This is a genomic window from Segatella copri DSM 18205, assembly GCF_025151535.1.
In the GTDB taxonomy this organism is placed as follows: Bacteria; Bacteroidota; Bacteroidia; order Bacteroidales; family Bacteroidaceae; genus Prevotella; species Prevotella copri.
In genome coordinates this window covers 1,553,798-1,572,560 of record NZ_CP102288.1, presented here as the reverse complement: position 1 = coordinate 1,572,560, position 18,763 = coordinate 1,553,798, and the positions used below count along the sequence as shown (strand labels likewise).

15 protein-coding genes and 1 pseudogene are annotated in these 18,763 nt (G+C 47.3%); 11 read left to right on the top strand and 5 right to left on the bottom strand.

All coding sequences use genetic code 11. From position 1 onward, the window contains the following. Nucleotides 1-250: 250 nt before the first annotated feature. From NQ544_RS06710 to NQ544_RS06700, 3 genes are all read left to right on the top strand, one after another. Nucleotides 251-1,090, top strand: coding sequence for a carboxylesterase family protein (locus NQ544_RS06710; protein ID WP_040552923.1), 840 nt, complete (start codon nt 251-253; stop codon nt 1,088-1,090). Nucleotides 1,091-1,378: 288 nt separating this feature from the next. Further along, nucleotides 1,379-1,525, top strand: a complete 147-nt coding sequence (locus NQ544_RS06705; protein ID WP_006847451.1) for an NUDIX hydrolase — start codon at nt 1,379-1,381, stop codon at nt 1,523-1,525. A gap of 64 nt (nt 1,526-1,589) precedes the next feature. Beyond that, the gene (locus NQ544_RS06700; RefSeq protein WP_006847452.1) at nt 1,590-1,922 is read left to right on the top strand and encodes a cupin domain-containing protein; all 333 of its coding nucleotides are present in this window, start codon (nt 1,590-1,592) and stop codon (nt 1,920-1,922) included. 127 nt (nt 1,923-2,049) lie between these two features. On the opposite strand, the gene NQ544_RS06695 is transcribed toward NQ544_RS06700, so the two are convergent. From NQ544_RS06695 to NQ544_RS06685, 3 genes are all read right to left on the bottom strand, one after another. Further along, the gene (locus NQ544_RS06695) at nt 2,050-3,450 is read right to left on the bottom strand and encodes an NAD(P)/FAD-dependent oxidoreductase (RefSeq protein WP_006847453.1); all 1,401 of its coding nucleotides are present in this window, start codon (nt 3,448-3,450) and stop codon (nt 2,050-2,052) included. Between the two features lie 150 nt (nt 3,451-3,600). Beyond that, nucleotides 3,601-4,059, bottom strand: coding sequence for a LexA family protein (locus tag NQ544_RS06690; protein WP_006847454.1), 459 nt, complete (start codon nt 4,057-4,059; stop codon nt 3,601-3,603). Beyond that, complete coding sequence (locus tag NQ544_RS06685; RefSeq protein ID WP_006847455.1) at nt 4,056-5,441, bottom strand: Y-family DNA polymerase; 1,386 nt, start codon at nt 5,439-5,441, stop codon at nt 4,056-4,058. Before NQ544_RS06685 ends, NQ544_RS06690 begins: the two co-directional genes overlap by 4 nt. 171 nt (nt 5,442-5,612) lie before the next feature. On the opposite strand from NQ544_RS06685, the gene NQ544_RS06680 reads away from it, so the two are divergent. Further along, nucleotides 5,613-6,134, top strand: coding sequence for a nitroreductase family protein (locus NQ544_RS06680; protein ID WP_006847456.1), 522 nt, complete (start codon nt 5,613-5,615; stop codon nt 6,132-6,134). Between the two features lie 22 nt (nt 6,135-6,156). Beyond that, nucleotides 6,157-8,343, top strand: coding sequence for a helix-turn-helix domain-containing protein (locus tag NQ544_RS06675; protein ID WP_006847457.1), 2,187 nt, complete (start codon nt 6,157-6,159; stop codon nt 8,341-8,343). A gap of 75 nt (nt 8,344-8,418) precedes the next feature. Here the strand turns inward: NQ544_RS06675 and NQ544_RS06670 are convergent. After that, nucleotides 8,419-8,919, bottom strand: a pseudogene (locus tag NQ544_RS06670) (PLP-dependent transferase); the annotation flags it as partial. Nucleotides 8,920-9,199: 280 nt separating this feature from the next. Between NQ544_RS06670 and NQ544_RS06665 the strand changes: the two are divergent. Then, a complete protein-coding gene (locus NQ544_RS06665) occupies nt 9,200-11,749 on the top strand; it encodes a S9 family peptidase (RefSeq protein WP_006847459.1) in 2,550 nt (849 codons plus the stop codon). A 100-nt stretch (nt 11,750-11,849) separates the two neighbouring features. Here NQ544_RS06665 and NQ544_RS06660 read toward each other — a convergent pair whose 3' ends face one another. Continuing rightward, nucleotides 11,850-13,022, bottom strand: a complete 1,173-nt coding sequence (locus tag NQ544_RS06660; protein ID WP_006847460.1) for an MFS transporter — start codon at nt 13,020-13,022, stop codon at nt 11,850-11,852. 402 nt (nt 13,023-13,424) lie between these two features. On the opposite strand from NQ544_RS06660, the gene NQ544_RS06655 reads away from it, so the two are divergent. The 5 genes from NQ544_RS06655 (at nt 13,425) to NQ544_RS06635 (ending at nt 18,567) form a co-directional block, all read left to right on the top strand. Next, nucleotides 13,425-13,595 (top strand): PG1828 family lipoprotein, encoded by a 171-nt coding sequence (locus NQ544_RS06655; protein ID WP_022122035.1) that lies wholly within the window; start codon nt 13,425-13,427, stop codon nt 13,593-13,595. A gap of 217 nt (nt 13,596-13,812) precedes the next feature. Then, complete coding sequence (gene mtaB, locus NQ544_RS06650; RefSeq protein ID WP_040553046.1) at nt 13,813-15,231, top strand: tRNA (N(6)-L-threonylcarbamoyladenosine(37)-C(2))-methylthiotransferase MtaB; 1,419 nt, start codon at nt 13,813-13,815, stop codon at nt 15,229-15,231. A 136-nt stretch (nt 15,232-15,367) separates the two neighbouring features. Beyond that, complete coding sequence (mnmL, locus tag NQ544_RS06645; RefSeq protein ID WP_006847464.1) at nt 15,368-16,267, top strand: tRNA modification radical SAM protein MnmL/YtqA; 900 nt, start codon at nt 15,368-15,370, stop codon at nt 16,265-16,267. 2 nt (nt 16,268-16,269) lie between these two features. Continuing rightward, entirely contained in the window at nt 16,270-17,286 is a 1,017-nt protein-coding gene (locus tag NQ544_RS06640) for a glycosyltransferase family 2 protein (RefSeq protein ID WP_006847465.1), read from the top strand. Between the two features lie 33 nt (nt 17,287-17,319). Beyond that, nucleotides 17,320-18,567: a DUF4861 domain-containing protein gene (locus NQ544_RS06635; protein ID WP_006847466.1), complete on the top strand. Its 1,248-nt coding sequence runs from the start codon at nt 17,320-17,322 to the stop codon at nt 18,565-18,567. Nucleotides 18,568-18,763: the final 196 nt, after the last annotated feature.

Below are 18,763 nucleotides of genomic sequence, written 5' to 3'. Positions count from 1 at the left end.
TTATATGTCTTGTTATGATGCAAAGATAATAAAAATAATGCGAGCCGATATGATTTTTATGATTTTTAACACAAATAATCGTTGTTTATCTTTCTACCAGGAAGTTTAAACGAATCTTTCTTTTGGATAAAAAAAAGAAAAATATAGGGAGGATATTTGGTAATATGCTGATATTTACTTACTTTTGTGTGATGAACGTTCATGGTATGAAACAGGGAGCGTGATACTAAACAGGTAAAAAAGGAAGAAAATGAAAAAGATATTTTTGTTTATATTATTCTGTCTTTCCGTATGCAGAATGTCGGCTTACGACTTTCTGCGAGCTGTGAAAGATGAGATACCGGGAGGTTACAACTTCTGGGTTTATACGCCGGTAGATTATTTCTATTCGCAAGAACAGACTCCTGTCATCATCTTTCTGCATGGAGCCAGTCTTTGCGGCAAGAATCTGGATAAGGTGAGAAGATACGGACCGCTTGATGCCATCGTCAAGGGGCGCGATATCGATGCGCTGACCATCGTTCCGCAGAATCCGGGAGGAGCCTGGAATCCGAAGAAAATCATGGATATGCTCGACTGGGTGAAGAAGAATTACCCATGCGATTCTAATAGGGTTTATGTCTTGGGTATGAGCTTGGGTGGTTATGGCACCATGGATGTCTGCGCCACTTATCCCGACAGGATAGCTGCCGGCATGGCGCTGTGTGGCGGCTGTTCGTATAAGGATGTGAGTGGATTGGGCGATTTGCCTTTCTGGATTATCCATGGCACAGCAGATAGGGCAGTACCGGTCAAGCAATCGAAGGTTGTGGTAGATAAACTTGAAAAGGATGGCAAGGATACCCGATTGATATACGACTGGTGGAAGGGTGCCAATCACGGTACCCCTGCCCGCGTGTTTTATCTGAAGAAAACCTATCAGTGGCTCTTCTCTCACAGCCTTTCAGATAAGGACAGACCCGTGAACCGCAACATCAGTATTACGATGAGCGATCTGGGCAGAGCATATGGTGATGTGAACAGAAATGCCCCTCAGCCTGAACTCATCGATGGTCCGAGTGTGATCAAGCAAGAGGGAAATGAATATTAAGGAATCTTTTATAATAAGATGTTCTGCCATGATGTCTTTTTATTTGATTAAATCCCTTTATGCGAATGATTTTTATGCCTTGCAAAGATACTGTTTTTTCTAAAATTAGGGGCTAAGAATGGCATAAAGGTTTTAGAGTCTGTTTTTTTGAAAGAAATAACAAGTAAACTTTTCTCTTTTCAATCTTTTTTCGTACTTTTGCACCATCAATTAAAATAAAGAAAATCCAGTTTTTTAAAGGAAGTAAGAAAATGGCTGATAAAGATATGAAATGGAAATGTGGAGCGCATGGATGTACAACATCTTGACCAGGCTGAGGATATCGAGGTTCGCCTCTTCTCCAGGGATGAAGTGATGGAAATGCTGGAGAAGGGAGAAATCTGGCAAAGCCTGATGGCGGCTCCGCTATGGAAGTATTTTGCGAAAGCAAAGTAAGCTGCAGGGCTTCATTTATAAAGGCCAAGTAAATATTAGACATTAAACAATAAACATTATAAAGATGGTAATAGATTTCGAAAAGATTGCTGAGGCTCATTTGGAGGGCTTCAAGGGTGGACAGGGTAAACTCGACACTCGTAACTATGTGGATGACAAGGTGAAGATTATGTATTCTACCTTGCGTCCGGGTGCATCAACTGGTCTTCATACTCATGAGGGCAACTGCGAGATTATCTATGTGGTAAGCGGCACTGCTACTTTCCATTATGATGATGCCGTAGAAGAGGTTCGACAGGGACAGGTGCATTACTGCCCGATGAACCATGCTCATTATATGGAAAATCTCACAGATCATGACCTGGTGTATCTCGCCATTGTGCCTGAGCATCATTAATATCCCTGGAGTATCAGGGAAAAACATATCATATTCCTCCTGAGGAAAATGAAAAAAGAAAGTCCAACTCGGATGCCTCTCTCAGAAAGACTCCAAGCTGGACTTTCGTCGTTTTTATTTCTTCATATTAATCTTCTTCATTCTCCAGCAAGTCGGTGCCGAGGTGAGTGGTCTGCTCACGCTTCAATCGGTCGCGCACTTCCTTAGGCTTGGTGGCGTAGGTAATCATTCGGATAGAATCGTTGTAGCTTACGTACTTCCAGAGCCAGTTGAGCATTACCATTACCTTGTTCTTTACGCCAAGGATGGAGCGGAGGTGAACTACCAGCCACAATACCCAGGCAAAGAAGCCCTGACTGTGGAACTTGCCAAGCTCTACTACAGCCTTGTTTCTTCCGATGGTAGCCATAGAACCCAGGTTCTTGTAGCGGAATGGCTTGAGCTGCTGGTCGATGTTTTGGGCTGAAGAACCAGGATGCTTCTCATTCTCCTCATCTGCCTTCGCAATCTTCTGGATATTCTTAGCCAGGAGTGCTGCCTGCTGAATGGCTACCTGTGCCAACTGTGGATGACCGCCAGGATAAGCTGGGTCTGTGGTCTGGATACACTGGTCGCCGATGGCAAAGAGACCGTCCATGCCCGGGATGCGGTTGAATTCATCTACTACGATTCGGAAACCACGGCCCAGATGGTCGCCATCGATACCTGTGATAGGCTGTGCCTTTACACCGGATACCCAGAGGAAGGTGCGGGTAGGAATCTCCTGACCGTCCTTCATCAGTACCTTATGGTCCTTGTAGTCGGTTACCATCTTGCCAAACTGCACATCCACACCCATGCTTGTGAGGAATTCGTATGCTTTCTTAGAAGAGTCCTGTGACATTCCGGCGAGCAGTCTGTCGCCCGCTTCCAGAAGATAGATGTGCATCAGAGATGAGTCCATATCCGGATAATCGTAAGGAATCACGTAGCGCTTCATTTCAGAGAGGGCTCCGGCAATCTCTACACCTGTGGCACCACCGCCTACAATGACCACGTTCAGGAGTTCCTGTCGCTCCTCTTCTGTGGCACAGGTCAATGCACGCTCCAGGTTACTCAGCACGGCGTTGCGCAATCCCATTGCCTCTGAAACGGTCTTCATCGGAATCGCCCACTTCTCGATGTTGGCATTGCCATAGAAATTGGTAGTGGTTCCTGCTGCGAACACCAGGTAATCGTACTCAATCTTACCGATGGAAGTCTGCAGAATCTTCTTGTCTGGGAATACGGCTCTCGCCTCTGCCATGCGGAAGTAGAAGTTCTTGCGCTTGCGGAAAATCTGGCGGAAAGGGAAGGAGATGGAACTTGGGTCGATACCTGCTGAGGCAATCTGATAGATAAGTGGAGGGAACTGATGGAAGTTATTCTTATCAATCAACACCACCTGCAGGTTTGCCTTGCTCAGGTCTTCAGCCAAGCGAAGGCCACCGAGTCCGCCACCAACAATCACTACTCTCTTCAACTGATTTCTCTTGATATTAATGCTCATAACTACTGCTGTTTTTACATATTAATTACATATATATGCTGCAAATTCTGTTCTCTATAAGGCGTAATGCCTGGTTTTTGCTGAAAATTCGACTGCAAAGGTACAACTTTTTTATGAGGTGGCAAAGGAAGATGAGTAGAAAAAGATGAATTATTCTGCAATTTGATGAATCACATAGGTAACCACGCCCCAGATCATGAAGCGGTTGGTTTCATCTACCCTGATAGGGGAGAAGTTCTTGTTCCATGGAATGAGCCAGCCGAAGGTGCCGCTCTCGTCTATCTTGAACTGCTTGATGGTGAATTCGCCATCTACGAAGGCGATGACGAAATTGCCGTTTGAAGGTTCTATCTGCCGGTCAACTACAGCGAGATCACCGTCCAGAATGCCTGCATCCTGCATGCTGTCGCCAGATATGCGCACGTAGAAGGTGGCCTCACGATGGCGAACCAGAATATCGTTGAGGTCTATCTCTCCCTCCATATAGTCTTGTGCCGGCGAAGGGAAGCCTGCTTTTACGCTTTGCTCTGCCAGCGGAATAGGCATCTTGGCTCCGAATTCCGCAGGGTGAAATGTCAGTTTTATCTTGTTATCGTTATTCTTATTCATTGAGTTTTTACTTTCAGAATATCATGGATGTTCGTGGTAAACTGCTTCGACATGTACTCGCGTTTCAGGTCGAATCGGCAGTCTGTGCCTTGTATGGCCTGGCGTATGGTGCCATAACCATTCTTCCGGTTGATGGCGTCGATAGCCTCCATCAGTTTTTTTTGCTTGCTTCGGTCGATGGGGTCGAAGAGGTCTTGCTGGCGAGGATGGTCGGGTGAGATTTGCCACAGGATAACGCCAGCTTTCTTGAAGTGAAACGACATGTCGGAGCGATCGGGCCTGCTGTCTGCCATCGGTTTCGGGTATTTAGCCCGGAGAATGCTGAGGGCAGCACCTACTATTTCTTCCTGCGCATTAGTGGCGATGGGCAGGGTGAGGGAATCGTGGATAGTGTATTCAGGCACATGCTCGTTAAAACGGGAAGTCCATGCGAACACTGTGATGCCCTGACATACGCTACCTTGTCTCCTTAATTTTTCTGTACAACGTACAGCGAAATTAGCCACGGCTTCTTCTATCACATTTTTGTCGGTAATGCCCTCGTTGGCAAAACTCCTGCTGGTGCAGATGCTCTTCTTCTGCGGCAATTCCTCGATGCTGATGCAGCTTTCTCCATTCAGTTCTTTCCATGTTCTTAGGGTGGTGATATTGAAATGGCTGCGGACCCAACTTTCTTTCTTGTCGGCAAACTGAGCGGCGGTTCTGATGCCCATATAATCGAGCTTTCGGGCTATCTGTCTGCCTATTCCCCATACATCTTCTACGGGGAAGAGAGACAGCGCCTTGTGTCTCCGTTCATCCGTGTCGATGAGGCAGCAGCCTTGGAAGCCCTTGTATTTCTTGGCGAATTTAGAGCCGATTTTCGCCAATGTCTTCGTTTCTGCGATGCCTACGGATATCGGGATTCCAACAGCCCGAAGTACATCTGCCGATATTTTGGAGCCATAGCGATGGAGCAGGCTATCGGGCTTTTCTGACAGTTCGTCTATTGTCATTTTATTGAACAAAGTAGGATGGTCTTCCGCATGCTCCCGAAAGAAAACTTTCGCCATTGATTCGTCTGCCTCGAAGAAACTCTCATCGATAGAGTATTGGTCGATGCGTGGGGAATAATGGGATAGCATCGACATCACGCGGTTGGAGAGCGAACCGTAGAGCGTATAGTTGCTCGAGAAGATAGCCACTCCCTCAGCCTCCAGTTTTTCCTTCACCTGATAGAAGGGGTCGCCCATCTTATAGCCCAATGCCTTGGCTTCTTCAGAGCGTGCGATGACGCACCCGTCGTTGTTGCTCAATACAACCACGGGTTTTCCTGTCAGGTCGGGGCGAAACACTCGCTCGCACGAACAGTAGAAGTTGTTGCAGTCTGCCAGTCCTATCATATCTTATCATTAACACCTTTTGTTATCACCAGAAATCCTGGTATGATGTGCAAAAATACAAAAAATAATCCGAAAACGATAGTTTTTCATTCAAGTTTTTTTGTCGTTTCGTGATTTATTCTTACCTTTGTGGTCATAAGCTAGTATTGAAACATTATAAAACTGAACGATATGAATGATAAGAATAACATGTTGGCATTGAGCCAGGAGCGTTTTTCGGCTCGCAAGTTTACTCCGGAGGCGGTGAGCCAGGAGGATCTGGACTATATCATGGAGTGTGTGCGCCTGGCACCATCGGCAGTGAACAGGCAGCCTTGGCGCTGGCTCATTGTGCGCTCAGAAGAGGCGAAGAAGAAACTGCAGGATTGCTACGACCGCGAATGGTTCAAGACGGCTCCTATATATATTATAGGTATGAAAAACGTGAATGAGAACTGGGTGCGCAGATATGATGAGAAACCGCATGGCGATATTGATGTGGCGATAGCGGCAGAGCATCTCTGTCTGGCTGCCACCGAAAAGGGACTGGGTACCTGCTGGGTCTGCAATTACGATACGGCGAAGATGCAGCAGTTCTTTCCGCGTGAGGGCTATGAGGCGGTGGTCGTCATCCCTGTAGGTCATATTGCCGAAGACTGTCCACGCGCTGAGAAGAAGCGTAAGGAGATGAGCGAAATCACGGAAGAAATCTAGTTCTGGTATAAAACGAAGCTGTATGGAAATGAACGAAGAATCCATCCTGGCATGGAATATCATAGAAAAGACAAATGCCAACCTCTTCCTTACCGGAAAGGCGGGCACAGGTAAGACGACCTTCCTCAAGCGATTGAAAGAACTGTCGCCCAAACGAATGATTGTGCTTGCTCCTACGGGCATTGCAGCCATCAACGCCGGAGGAATGACCATCCATTCGTTCTTCCAGCTTCCCTTCTCGCCATACGTGCCGGGCACGACTTTTGGCAGCGGCGAACAGAAACGCTATCAGTTCAGCAAGCTCAAGCGCAATATCATCCGCAGTATCGACCTGCTCGTTATCGACGAAATCAGTATGGTGCGCAGCGATCTGCTCGATGCTGTAGATTCTGTGCTTCGCCAGTATCGCAAGCGCCACGATTTGCCTTTCGGTGGTGTGCAGCTCCTGATGATAGGCGATTTGCAGCAGCTGGCACCCGTGGTTACGCCACAGGAAGAGCATCTGCTGGGGCAGCATTATGATACTCCTTTCTTCTTCAGCAGCAACGCTCTGAAGCAGGTGGGTTATCTCACCATCGAACTTAAAAAGGTGTACAGGCAGCAGGATGAACAGTTTATCTCGCTGCTCAACCAGATTAGGGAGAACAAGGCTTCTGAAGCTACGCTGCAGGCTCTGAACCAGCGCTATATTCCAAATTTTGTACCACCTAAGGAGGGCAATTATATCAGGCTTACCACCCATAATGCACCTGCCCAGTATATTAACGAACAGCAGCTTGCTGCCTTGCCTGCACAGTCATTTTCTTTTACAGCAGATATAGAGGGCGATTTCCCTGAAACATCTTATCCTGCCGATTTCAAGCTCACATTGAAGCCGGGAGCACAGGTGATGTTCATCAAGAACAACCCGCAGCACCGTTTTTATAATGGTATGATAGGCGAGGTGATAGGGGTTAGGACCGATGAAGACGGCAGTAAGATTACCGTTCGCAGTAAGGATTCGGGCGAGGAGTTTGACCTGGAGAAAATGGAGTGGACCAATGCGAAATATACGCTGAACGAGAAAACCAAGGAGATAGAGGAGACGGTGGAAGGAAAATTCATGCAGTATCCTCTGCGTCTGGCGTGGGCGATAACTATCCACAAGAGTCAGGGACTTACTTTCGAACATGCCATCATCGATGCTTCTCATTCTTTTACCCATGGTCAGACTTATGTGGCGCTGAGCCGCTGCAAGACTTTGGAGGGCATGGTGCTCAGTCAACCGCTTTCTCGCGGAGCCATTATCAGCAGTCAGACGGTGGATGCATTCACCAGCCAGCTTGCTGCGCCTAGTCAGGAGCAAATCAGCAGTCTGGAGCTGCAATACATCATTTATTGCATCACCGAACTCTTCGATTTTTATTCCATCAGAGCCAGCTATGAGCATCTGATGCGCTGCCTGATAGAGTTTTTTAATGGTAAATATCCGCGCGTGGTAAGCGAGTATCAGAAGTTGCAGGTGGTGCTGAAGAGTCTGATAGCCGTATCGGATAAATTCCGTGTGCAGTATACAGGTATGCTTGCCCGAAATCCTGATGTAAGACAGGCTGAGCTGCAAGACCGTATTCATAAGGGAGCTATGTATTTTCTTGACAAAATCGGCATTCTGAGTGATTTAATCAGAAAATCGAATCTTGATACAGACAACAAGGTGGCTAGGAAACAGTTTGAAGACCGCTTCTCTGTTTTCTCAGAGGATGTAAAATTAAAAGAACGGCTTTTGAAGTATGAATGTAGTGCAGAATTCACGGTAACAGATTATCTGAAAAAGAAGGCGCAGTTCTTGCTGTTGGATGCAGATGCCTCATCAGATAGCGGTTCGGGCAGAAAGTCAAGGAGACAGAAGAAACCGAATGAACCGAAGGTGCCGAAAACCCCTACAAGGGAAATCAGTTATAACCTTTATAAGCAGGGAATGACGCTGGAGCAGATAGCTGCAGAACGGGGGTTAGTCAAGGATACGATTGCAGGTCATCTTGCTTCGTATGTGAAAGAAGGAAAGATTGGACTGCGGGCGCTGATTTCAAGTGCCCACGAAAAGAAAATCCGTGATTTCATGAAGGCTCATCCTGAATTGGAGCTTTTTAGCGAAATAAAGGAAGCTCTGGGAGCTGGTATTGATTATTACGAAATCAAACTGGTTCATGATTTGATGGAGGGGGAATAAAGCATTCTTCCACCATAATTATAATAATAGCCGTAACTATATTTGCAGTAGTTACGGCTATTTTTTTTTAATTTATCTAGAGATGGCTTTCAGGTCAGCAACCTCCAGCTGTGGGTTGGTCAGGATTTCGAGGAAGACGCAGCAGGTGTCATCATCAATGGCTTCGCGCACGGCTTCGATATTGGTCAAATCGCGCAAACGCACCTTTACGCCAAAACGGCGCAGAGTGGCTACGAGCAGGGCATAAGTATTGCCAAAGAGATGCTTGGATGTAACAATATTTTTGCCTTGTGCTGCCAGCGCCATGAGGGTGTTGCTGATGGCCGCCATTCCTGAGTTGAAGGCGGTGGCATGAGCAGCATCGGTAAGGGCTGCCACACGGCGCTCCAGGTTGGTCACCGTAGGGTTCTCTACGCGCGAATAATCTGGAGCCTTGATCTTGTCGGTGAATGCTTCAGCCATGACGGCAGCATTGTCGAATTCGTAGGCAAGGGTATTATATACTGGCACACTCAGCGAGTCGTATGCATCGCGGCGCTCATATTCCAAATGAATAGCTTGAGTCTGTTTCTTCATCATTCTGTTATTTTATGTGATATTTTGCGTGCAAAAGTACAAAAAAGAAATCAAATAGACAATAAATCGCATAAAAAAAACGAGTTGCGAATGCTTTTTATGCATTGCAACTCGTTGGAGAGGGGTTTAACCCAACAATAACCTATTGGCTCATCCGATTAACTTAAAGATAACATTTGTAAGGCAAAAATGCAGCAAAAAAAGCGAATTGTAACAGAAACATTCGTTTATCTCGATTTTTATTTGTAATTTCGCACCAAAATCAAAAATAAGGATATTTATGAATAAACTGATTCTGAAAACAACAAAAAGTGGACTGCTGGCAGCTGCCCTGATGGCTTCAATCTCTGCCAGTGCCGAAACCATAGAGGTGAAAACGTTGAAATATGCAGGCCCCTATGCCGTAGCACAGCCTTGGATGGCTGACAGTGTGAACATCAAGGGCGAAGCGTTCGACCTTAAGCAGTTGCTCGATTCGCCGCTGTCTTTCACCTTATTAAATAAGGGCAAGGAGGTGACTGCAGCCCAACTCCTTGCCGACAAGCAGGATGCGCTCCATCTGGCTTCTTTCTGCGTTTCTAACACCCAGCGCACCAAAGCAACCATCGCGGTAGAAGGATTGGAGCAATACCGTCTGTTCGTTGACGGCGAACAGGTAGCGGTGAACGGCGATAAGGCTGAAACCATCCTGACTCCTTCGCAGCATACGGTTGTCATCAAATATCTTACCCGGAAGAATGCATCTTCTGATAAGAAATCTATCAAGTTGACCATAACTGCAGCCAACGGCGCTCCGCTTTCTGTAGGCGATGCGGCAGCCAAGCGTGCCTATAACATCTATGATGTGATTTGTGCGCCCAACTATCCGAGTGTTTCTATCTCACCAAACGGAAAGTTTATCGTTGTTCGGAAGACCTGGGTAGATAGAAAAGGTAATAACCATAGCATTAGCGAGTTGCGCAACTCTCAGACTAACAGAGTGATGGCTACATTTGAGGAGAACGTAAAATGGATGCCTTCAAGCAATAAACTGTATTTCACCCAGAAGGCGAGCGACAGCAGTATTGCCGGAGAAGAAAAGCAGGATGGCACATTGCAGCTCATTACCATCAATCCGCTGACGATGGAGCGCGAAGTGTTGGATGCCAATATTCCTGAAGGCTGGTTCCAGTTTACACCCGATGAAAAAACACTCATCTATACGCTCACTACTGAAGGCAGAAAAAAGGATCCGCAAGTTTATGATGTAAAAGAACCGGAAGACAGACAGCCTGGTTGGCGCGAGCGCAGCAATCTCGCCAAATACGACCTTGCATCGGGCATTCTCCAGCCGCTTACCTTCGGTTACCACAACATCTATCTGATGGATATTTCTGCCGATTCGCGTTATCTGCTGATAGGAAAGGGAGAGGAGCGACTCACCAAGCGTCCTACAACCCTGACATCATTCTACCGCCTGGATTTGGGCAGTATGAATGCATCTTCAGCCACAACGCCAAAGGTAGAAACCCTGATAGAGAAAGGCGAATTCCTGAACAGCGCCCAGTTCTCGCCAGATGGCAAGAGCATTCTCGTGAGCGCTTCGCCAGAAGCTTTCAACGGCATTGGAAAGAATGTGGAAGAAGGACAGACACCTAGCATGATCGACACCCAGCTCTATCTGATGACCTTGTCGGATAAGAAGGTTCGTCCGCTGACCAGGGATTTCAATCCGAATGTGCAGAGTGTGGATTGGAGTAAGGCAGATGGCAACATCTACTTCACGGCAGAAGATAAGGATTGCGTGCATCTCTTCCAGCTCAATCCGAAATCGGGTAAGTTTACGCTTCTCAAGACTCCTGAAGAGTACATCAAGAGTTTCTCGCTTGCATCTTCTGCAGCAGAAATGGCTTTCTCCGGTCAGAGTGCATCCAATGCTGACCGACTCTATAAGATGAATACGAAGGCGCTGAAATCGCAATTGGTTGACGATTTGAGTGCGCGCGAGTTGAAGGATGTTGAACTGGGCGAATGCAAGGCTTGGAATTTTGTCAATTCAAGAGGCGACACCCTTTGCTGCCGTTACTATCTGCCACCTCATTTTGATGCTGCTAAGAAGTATCCGATGATAGTGAACTATTATGGCGGTTGCAGTCCTACGAGCCGCATGTTCCAGAGCCGTTATCCTCATCATGTTTATGCGGCAATGGGCTATGTAGTGCTGGTTGTGAATCCTAGTGGAGCTACCGGATTCGGTCAGAAATTCTCAGCCCGCCATGTAGATACGGCAGGCGAGGGAGTGGCTGAAGACATCATCTCCAGCACCCAGGCTTTCTGCGATGAGCATGCTTTCGTAAACCGCAAGAAGATTGGCTGCATCGGCGCCAGCTACGGCGGATTCATGACTCAGTACCTTCAGACCAAGACCGACCTCTTTGCTGCTGCCATCTCGCATGCAGGCATCAGCGACCATACCAGTTATTGGGGTGAGGGCTATTGGGGCTACAGCTACAGCGAAGTTTCTATGGCGAACGAATATCCTTGGACCAACAAGCATCTCTTTGTAGATCAGAGTCCGCTCTATAATGCCGACAAGATTCATACTCCGCTGCTGTTTGTTCACGGCACGGCTGATAATAATGTGCCTGTGGGCGAGAGTATCCAGCTCTATACAGCGCTGAAACTCCTTGGCCGTCCTACGGCGATGGTATTGGTAGATGGTCAGGATCATCACATCATCGACTACGAGAAGCGACTGAAATGGCAGAACACCATCTTTGCCTGGTTTGCCAAGTGGTTGCAGGACGATGCTTCCTGGTGGACGGAAATGTATGGTGATGAAAAGATGTAGTTGAAGCTTCGGCAGAAATGCCAGCTTCAGTCTCTATCAAAATAAGAAAAGAGATTATGTTCCTGTAAGTCGGGAATATAATCTCTTTTCTTTTATATGTTTATTTCTTGCAGTTTAGCGTGATAAGCAGAGAAATCATGGCGAAGGCGATTCCTACGATGCAGACACCGAGCCAGTCGGCTTGCGTCCAGACGTAACCGGCACAGAAAGTGCCTAGCGAACCACCGATGAAGTAGCTGGTCATGAAGATGGTGTTGGCGCGGTTGGAAGCCTGCGGAATCTCCTGCAGACAACCACTCTGATTGCTGAGCTGCTGACATTGCAGACCGATGTCAACCAGGATGATGGCTGCGATGAGTCCGGCGTAAGTGTCGCCGAAAAGCAAGGCTATTGCCCAGGCGATGATCTGCGTTTCTGCTCCGAACAGATTGAATTTCCGAATGCCGAACCTAGGAATCAGTTTTCCCACACCACTGGCAGCAACGGCTCCCATGATTCCGCAAAGTCCGAGCATTCCTACCATATCACTTCCTGCGCTGAAAGGCGGCTGTGCCAGATGGAACGCCAGACAAGACCATATTGCCATCATACTGCCGAACCCGAAGGCTGCACGGGTGGAATAGATGCGGATAGAAGAATGGAAAAAGAAAATTTCTGCTATCGTGGTCATCAGCCCTCTATAGGTTCCTACATAGTTGCGCTTCATTTCAGGCATCATCAGCAGCATGATTCCCATGCAAACCATCATCACGAAAGCAGCTATGATAAACATCTCCCGCCATCCCAGCCATTCGCCGATGTAACCGCTGATTACTCGTGAGGCGAGAATGCCCGTCAGCAGTCCGGAGAGTACAATGCCCATATTCCTGCTCTTGTTCTTGGGGGCCGAAAACTGTCCGGCTATCGGAATGAAGAACTGCGGAATTACTGAACAGGCGCCAATCAGCAGTGAAGCTCCCCAGAGCATCCATACGTTTTGCGCTGCAGCCATCACGATTGCCATCAATGCAGCAATGGTCATATTGACAAGGATGAGTTTCTTGCGCGAAAGCATGTCGCCCAAGGGAATGAGAAAGAATAAGCCCAGCGCATAACCTATCTGGGTAATGACGGTGATGAGGTTAGCCTTCTGCTCGGTAATATCCAGGTCGTGGCGGATGAGTTCGAGAAGCGGCTGATTGTAGTAGCAGTTGGCTACGGTGAGTCCTGCGACGATAGCCATCATCAGAAGAATGCTGCGGGGAATGCCCTGATTTTCTTTTAGCTGTATCATTTTCTGTCTGTTTGTTTCTTTGTTTTGAGTGCAAAGTTACGAAAAAATTCTCGGCAATCAAAGTTTTTGGGAACGATTTCTTGGGAAAAACTTCTGTTCTTTCCCTCGCGCGCGTACCTTATTATATGTATATAGTGCTGCTCTGAAGAGATGTTGGCGCGCACCCTTGTTACGCTAAAAAACACCGAAAAGTGTTAAAATTAGGCTGTTTCCGAGCACACTAAAAACTTTAACTTTTGTTAGCACTCTGTAAGTGGTTGATTTATAGCGATTTGTAATTTTGTTACAAAATCACCTAAAAAAAAGTCGCAAAAAAAAGAACAACGTATCAAAAAAATGCTTACCTTTGCATCGTTCAAAAGAACAAATGATTGTTTTACAGATTTTAAAAAAGCAAAGAAAATGAAGAAATTAGTTTTTATGTTCGTAGCTATCGCAGCTATCTCTTTCGCATCATGTGGTAACAAAACAGCTCAGAACACAGCTTCTGCTGATTCTGACACAGCTCAGGTAGATACAACTGCTGCTGACACTGCTGCTGCTGATACAGCTGCTGCTGATTCTGCTAAGTAATTTGAAATTACTTGCGAACGAAAAAATGAGAGAAACAACCGCTGGACTTCGGTCTAGCGGCTTTTTTCGTTTTATAGACCCTAAGGTCTTTTTGGGGGAGAACGCCCTGAAGGGGCAGAAGCTCCTAGCCCAGGGCAACACCCTGGGGATGAAAGCAATCATCAATGCGCCCTGTAAGGGCAAAAGCTTAAAAGAAACCAAAGAAAAAGATAAATATATGATAGATTCAAGTGCCTTCCAAGGTAAAAAGGCAGCTTATTATACGCTAGGCTGCAAACTCAACTTCTCTGAAACTTCCACTTTTGGCAAAATGCTCGAAGATATGGGCGTCATTACTGCTAAAAGGGGGGAGAAAGCTGATATTTGTCTGATTAACACCTGCTCGGTAACAGAAGTTGCCGATCATAAATGCCGTCAGGCTATCCACCGGATGGTGAGAAACAATCCGGGCGCATTCGTTATCGTGACGGGCTGTTATGCGCAGCTCGAATCTGAGAATGTCAGCAAGATAGAGGGTGTAGACCTCGTGTTGGGTGCTAACGAGAAGGCGCACTTGATTCAATATCTCAGCAATGCATGGGCGCAGAAATTTGCTCAGGAAAACGGATTGGCTGCTCAGACTCCTCAGAACGGCGATGCTGAAAGTTCTCAGAACGGCGATGCTGCGTCTCTTCATCAGCATTATAGCGTGAAGACGAAGGAAATCAAGACCTTCCAGCCTTCTTGCTCGCGTGGCAACCGTACCCGTTATTTCCTGAAGGTGCAGGACGGCTGCAATTATTATTGCACCTATTGCACCATTCCATTTGCCCGAGGCAATTCGCGCAACCCGAGCATCCAGTCGCTTGTGGCTCAATGTGAGCAGGCGGCTGCTGAAGGCGGTAAGGAAATCGTCATTACCGGTGTGAATATCGGTGATTTCGGTCAGACTACCCACGAGCGATTCATCGACCTTGTCAAGGCGATGGATCAGGTAGAAGGAATCAAGCGTTACCGCATCTCGAGTCTGGAGCCTGATCTCTGTGATGATGATCTCATAGAGTATTGTGCCCAGAGCCGTGCCTTTATGCCTCATTTCCATATTCCTCTGCAGAGCGGAAGCGATGAGGTGCTCAAGTTGATGCACCGCCGTTACGACAAGGCGCTCTTCGCCCACAAGGTGAATCTTATCAAGGAGAAGATGCCTGATGCGTTTATCGGTGTCGATGTGATGGTGGGCTGTCGTGGCGAAACTCCGGAGTGTTTTGAAGAATGCTATGAGTTCCTGAAGAGTCTGCCTGTTACCCAGCTTCACGTCTTCCCTTATTCTGAGCGTCCGGGCACGGCTGCCTTGAAGATTCCGTATGTGGTTGACGAGAAGGAGAAGAAGAAGCGCTCCAAGCGACTGTTGGAGTTGAGTGATCAGAAGACGCAGGAATTCTATGCTCAATACATCGGTACTGAGGCTGAGGTTCTCTTCGAGAAGGCGCCAAGAGGCAAGGCAATGCATGGATTCACCAAGAACTATATCCGCGTAGAACTTTCACCGGCTCTCGCCAAGGAAGAATACGACAACCAGCTTATCAAGGTTCGCCTGGGTGATTTCAATCACGATAAGACGGCGCTGAAGGCAGAATTAGAAGTTAAGGGAAGTTAAGGGAAGTTAGAGAGAAGTTAAGGGACAAATGTACTTGGTTTTATGTCAGGAGACTGTTGTCTCTTAACTTCCCGAACGACCGTAGGGAGTGATAACTTCTTTAACTTCAATTAATTCCCTTACTTGTGAAAATAAAATGGTTCAAAGTCCAATGTATTACAACGATTTTGGAACATGGATCCGGAAGCAGTTTCCTGATTTCCGTGTTCAGAAGATTTCGATAGACGCGGGATTCTCCTGTCCTAACAGAGATGGGAGGATTTCGAGTGGCGGATGTACGTATTGCGACAACCGCACCTTCAATCCGAGCTATTGCGACCGGAAAAAGTCGATTACTGAACAGCTGGAGGAGGGAAAGGCTTTCTTCAGCAGGAAGTATCCTGATATGAAATATCTGGCTTATTTCCAGGCTTATACCAATACATACGCCAGGGTGGAGCAACTGAGGCAGATGTATGAAGAGGCTCTTGAGGTGGAAGATGTGGTGGGAATCGTTATCGGAACCCGTCCGGATTGTGTGAGCGATGAATTGCTCGATTATCTGGAAGAACTGAACCGCCGAACCTTCGTGCTGGTGGAATATGGCATTGAGAGTGCCAATGATGAAACCTTGAAACGCATCAACCGCGGACATGATTTTGCCTGTTGCCGTAGTGCCGTAGAGCGTACTCATGCCAGGGGAATCCTTACGGGCGGCCACATCATCATCGGTTTGCCGGGAGAAGATGCGGAAGAAAGTCTGCGCCAGGCTCCTCTCATCTCTTCCTTGCCGCTTGATATTCTCAAGATTCATCAGATGCAGATTATCAGGGGCACCCGGCTGGCACAGGAATATGCTGAGCACCCATTCCATGTTTACACGGTAGAGGAATATATTGATGTCATCGTGAAATACATCCGTCTGCTCAGAAAGGATTTGGTGCTGGAGCGCTTCGTCAGTCAGTCGCCCAAAGAACTGCTGATTGCTCCCAAATGGGGACTCAAGAACTATGAGTTTACCAATCTCCTGAATAACAGATTAAAGAGTTTACAATAAATATGGCAAAAGTAGCAATCGTTATATTAAACTGGAATGGACAGAAGATGCTGGCAAAGTATCTTCCGAATGTCATCGAATATTCCCGTCAGGATGCTGAAATCTGGGTGGCAGACAATTCTTCTTCTGATGGTTCGATGCACCTTCTGGAGACTCAGTTTCCTCAGGTGAAGACCATCGTGCTGGAGCAGAATTTCGGCTTTGCTGAAGGCTATAACCGTGCCTTGAAGCAGATTGATGCAACGTATTATGTGCTCCTGAATAGCGATGTGGAGGTTTCGCATCATTGGCTTACACCGCTCATCGAGTTTATGGATTCGCATCAGCAGGTGGCTGCCTGCCAGCCTAAGTTGCTTGCCGAATACGATAAGGACAGCTTTGAGTATGCTGGTGCTTGCGGCGGATTCCTCGACAAATACGGCTATCCGTTCTGTCGTGGCCGCATCTTTGATACGGTAGAGCGCGATAATGGGCAGTATGATTACCAGCAGGAAATCTTGTGGGCTACGGGTGCCTGTATGATGATCCGCTCAAAGGATTATTGGACTGCCGGCGGTTTAGACGGCCGTTTCTTTGCCCATAATGAAGAGATTGATCTTTGCTGGCGCTTGCGTCTGATGGGCAGAAAAATCTATTGCATTCCTGAGAGTGAGGTTTATCATGTGGGTGGTGGAACCCTGCCGAAAAGCAATCCGATGAAGACTTATCTGAATTTCAGAAATAATTTAACCATGCTTTATAAGAATCTGAGTGATACGGAGTTGACTCATGTAATGCGTATGCGCAGATTCCTGGATTATCTTGCTGCTTTCGAGACATTGGTTCTGAATCGCAACTGGGGTGACTTCAAGGCTATCTTCAAGGCGCGCAGGGCTTTCAAGGCATGGAAACATGAGTTTGACGAAGATCGCAGAAAGATACAGGCGAGTAGGGTGAAGGAGGAGATTCCGCAGGTTTACAATCTCTCTATCATCTGGCAATATTACGCCAAGGGTAAGAAACTCTTCTCGCAGTTGTAGACTATTCATAAACAAACTTAAAAATAAAAATCTATGAAGAAAAAACAAATGATGATGGCACTGGTTTCGCTGATGGTTCTGTCAGCCCAGGCGCAGGCTAATTTCCAGGTGTCGGTTTCCAATCCTTCCAAGGTGGCAAGAACCGATGCTCCGGTGGTGGTAGATCTCAGCAAGTTGGGCGCTATTGGTGATATTCAGCGCGCTGTAGTAACCGTTGACGGCAAGGAGATTCCTTCCCAGCTCGACGACATCAACCGCGATTGTACCAACGATGAACTTTGTTTCCTTGCCGATTTGGGCAAGAAAGAAACCAAGACCTATCAGGTGCATCTCTATCGTGAGGGCGAGCAGGCACAGTATCCGGCTCGTACCTTTGCCGAACTCTGTCTGCCAAGCAGAAACAGGAAGCTGGCTAAGAACAGGCAGGATATTTATCTGCGTAGCATCTCGTTTGATAAGAAGACCAAGGACCCTTATCACTACGTCCATTCTCATGGCATCTGTTTCGAAAGCGAACTGATTGCCATGCGTGTTTATTTCGACCATCGTCAGACCATCGACCTTTATGGCAAAATCAACAAGGGACTGGTGGTTCAGGATACGCAGTTCTATCCTTCAGAAGAGCAGATTCAGGCTGGTTCGGGCGATGATTGCCTCTGGGTAGGCAATACCTACGGACTGGGTGCGCTCCGTGGCTGGGACGGTAAAGACCAGGTGCTGTTCAACAACGTGAAATACCAGGAGCAGTGCGTCATTTCAGAAGGTCCGCTCCGTGCCATCGTCGAGGTAGTGGATAAGGGTTGGGTTCCGGCTCCGGGCTTGAAGCCTGTCAATGCCACCATCCGTTACACCATCTATGCCGGTCATCGCGATTTCGACGTAGATGTATTCTTCAACAAGGATGTTTCTGATTATCAGTTTGCTACAGGACTCATCAACGTAAAGGGTTCCAGCGAATTTGCTGATGGCAAGGGATTGCGAGGCTGTTATGGCAGCGACTGGCCAACAGGCAAGGACGATGGAAAGCACAAGCTGGAGACCGTAGGCTTGGGCATTTATGTGCCACAGTCAGCCCTGGTTAGTCAGCAGCCAGCCAATAAGGATTGCTATACTCAGGTGGTGAAACCTGCAGGCAGCCAGCTCAGTTATAAGCTTGCTTATACCAGTGCCAACGAAACCTATGGTTTCAAGGGCGAGAAGGAGTGGTATGAGTGGTTGAAAGCCTGGAAGAAGCAGATAGAAGAGCCGGTTCAGGTTTCAGTTTCTGTCATGATCCGATAAGCCGTTTCTTTCGACCTGTACGGTTGAAATTACCCAATACGCCCTGAAAGGGCAGAAGCTCCTAGCCCAGGGCATCGCCCTGGGTAATTATGAACGCAAACCCGTCGCCCTGTAAGGGCAAAAGCTTTAAAGAACCAAGCAATAAACAAAGCTTTTGCCCTTACAGGGCGTCTTATTGATTGCTATTATACCCAGG

Bases quoted from the DNA above. Each gene is read 5' to 3' on its own strand.
- NQ544_RS06695 (WP_006847453.1), bottom strand. From the start codon at position 3,450: ATGAGCATTAATATCAAGAGAAATCAGTTGAAGAGAGTAGTGATTGTT.
- mnmL (WP_006847464.1), top strand. From the start codon at position 15,368: ATGGTTCAAAGTCCAATGTATTACAACGATTTTGGAACATGGATCCGG.
- NQ544_RS06675 (WP_006847457.1), top strand. From the start codon at position 6,157: ATGGAAATGAACGAAGAATCCATCCTGGCATGGAATATCATAGAAAAG.
- NQ544_RS06635 (WP_006847466.1), top strand. From the start codon at position 17,320: ATGAAGAAAAAACAAATGATGATGGCACTGGTTTCGCTGATGGTTCTG.
- NQ544_RS06680 (WP_006847456.1), top strand. From the start codon at position 5,613: ATGAATGATAAGAATAACATGTTGGCATTGAGCCAGGAGCGTTTTTCG.
- NQ544_RS06690 (WP_006847454.1), bottom strand. From the start codon at position 4,059: ATGAATAAGAATAACGATAACAAGATAAAACTGACATTTCACCCTGCG.
- NQ544_RS06705 (WP_006847451.1), top strand. From the start codon at position 1,379: ATGGATGTACAACATCTTGACCAGGCTGAGGATATCGAGGTTCGCCTC.
- mtaB (WP_040553046.1), top strand. From the start codon at position 13,813: ATGATAGATTCAAGTGCCTTCCAAGGTAAAAAGGCAGCTTATTATACG.
- NQ544_RS06660 (WP_006847460.1), bottom strand. From the start codon at position 13,022: ATGATACAGCTAAAAGAAAATCAGGGCATTCCCCGCAGCATTCTTCTG.
- NQ544_RS06710 (WP_040552923.1), top strand. From the start codon at position 251: ATGAAAAAGATATTTTTGTTTATATTATTCTGTCTTTCCGTATGCAGA.
- NQ544_RS06640 (WP_006847465.1), top strand. From the start codon at position 16,270: ATGGCAAAAGTAGCAATCGTTATATTAAACTGGAATGGACAGAAGATG.
- NQ544_RS06700 (WP_006847452.1), top strand. From the start codon at position 1,590: ATGGTAATAGATTTCGAAAAGATTGCTGAGGCTCATTTGGAGGGCTTC.
- NQ544_RS06685 (WP_006847455.1), bottom strand. From the start codon at position 5,441: ATGATAGGACTGGCAGACTGCAACAACTTCTACTGTTCGTGCGAGCGA.
- NQ544_RS06665 (WP_006847459.1), top strand. From the start codon at position 9,200: ATGAATAAACTGATTCTGAAAACAACAAAAAGTGGACTGCTGGCAGCT.
- NQ544_RS06655 (WP_022122035.1), top strand. From the start codon at position 13,425: ATGAAGAAATTAGTTTTTATGTTCGTAGCTATCGCAGCTATCTCTTTC.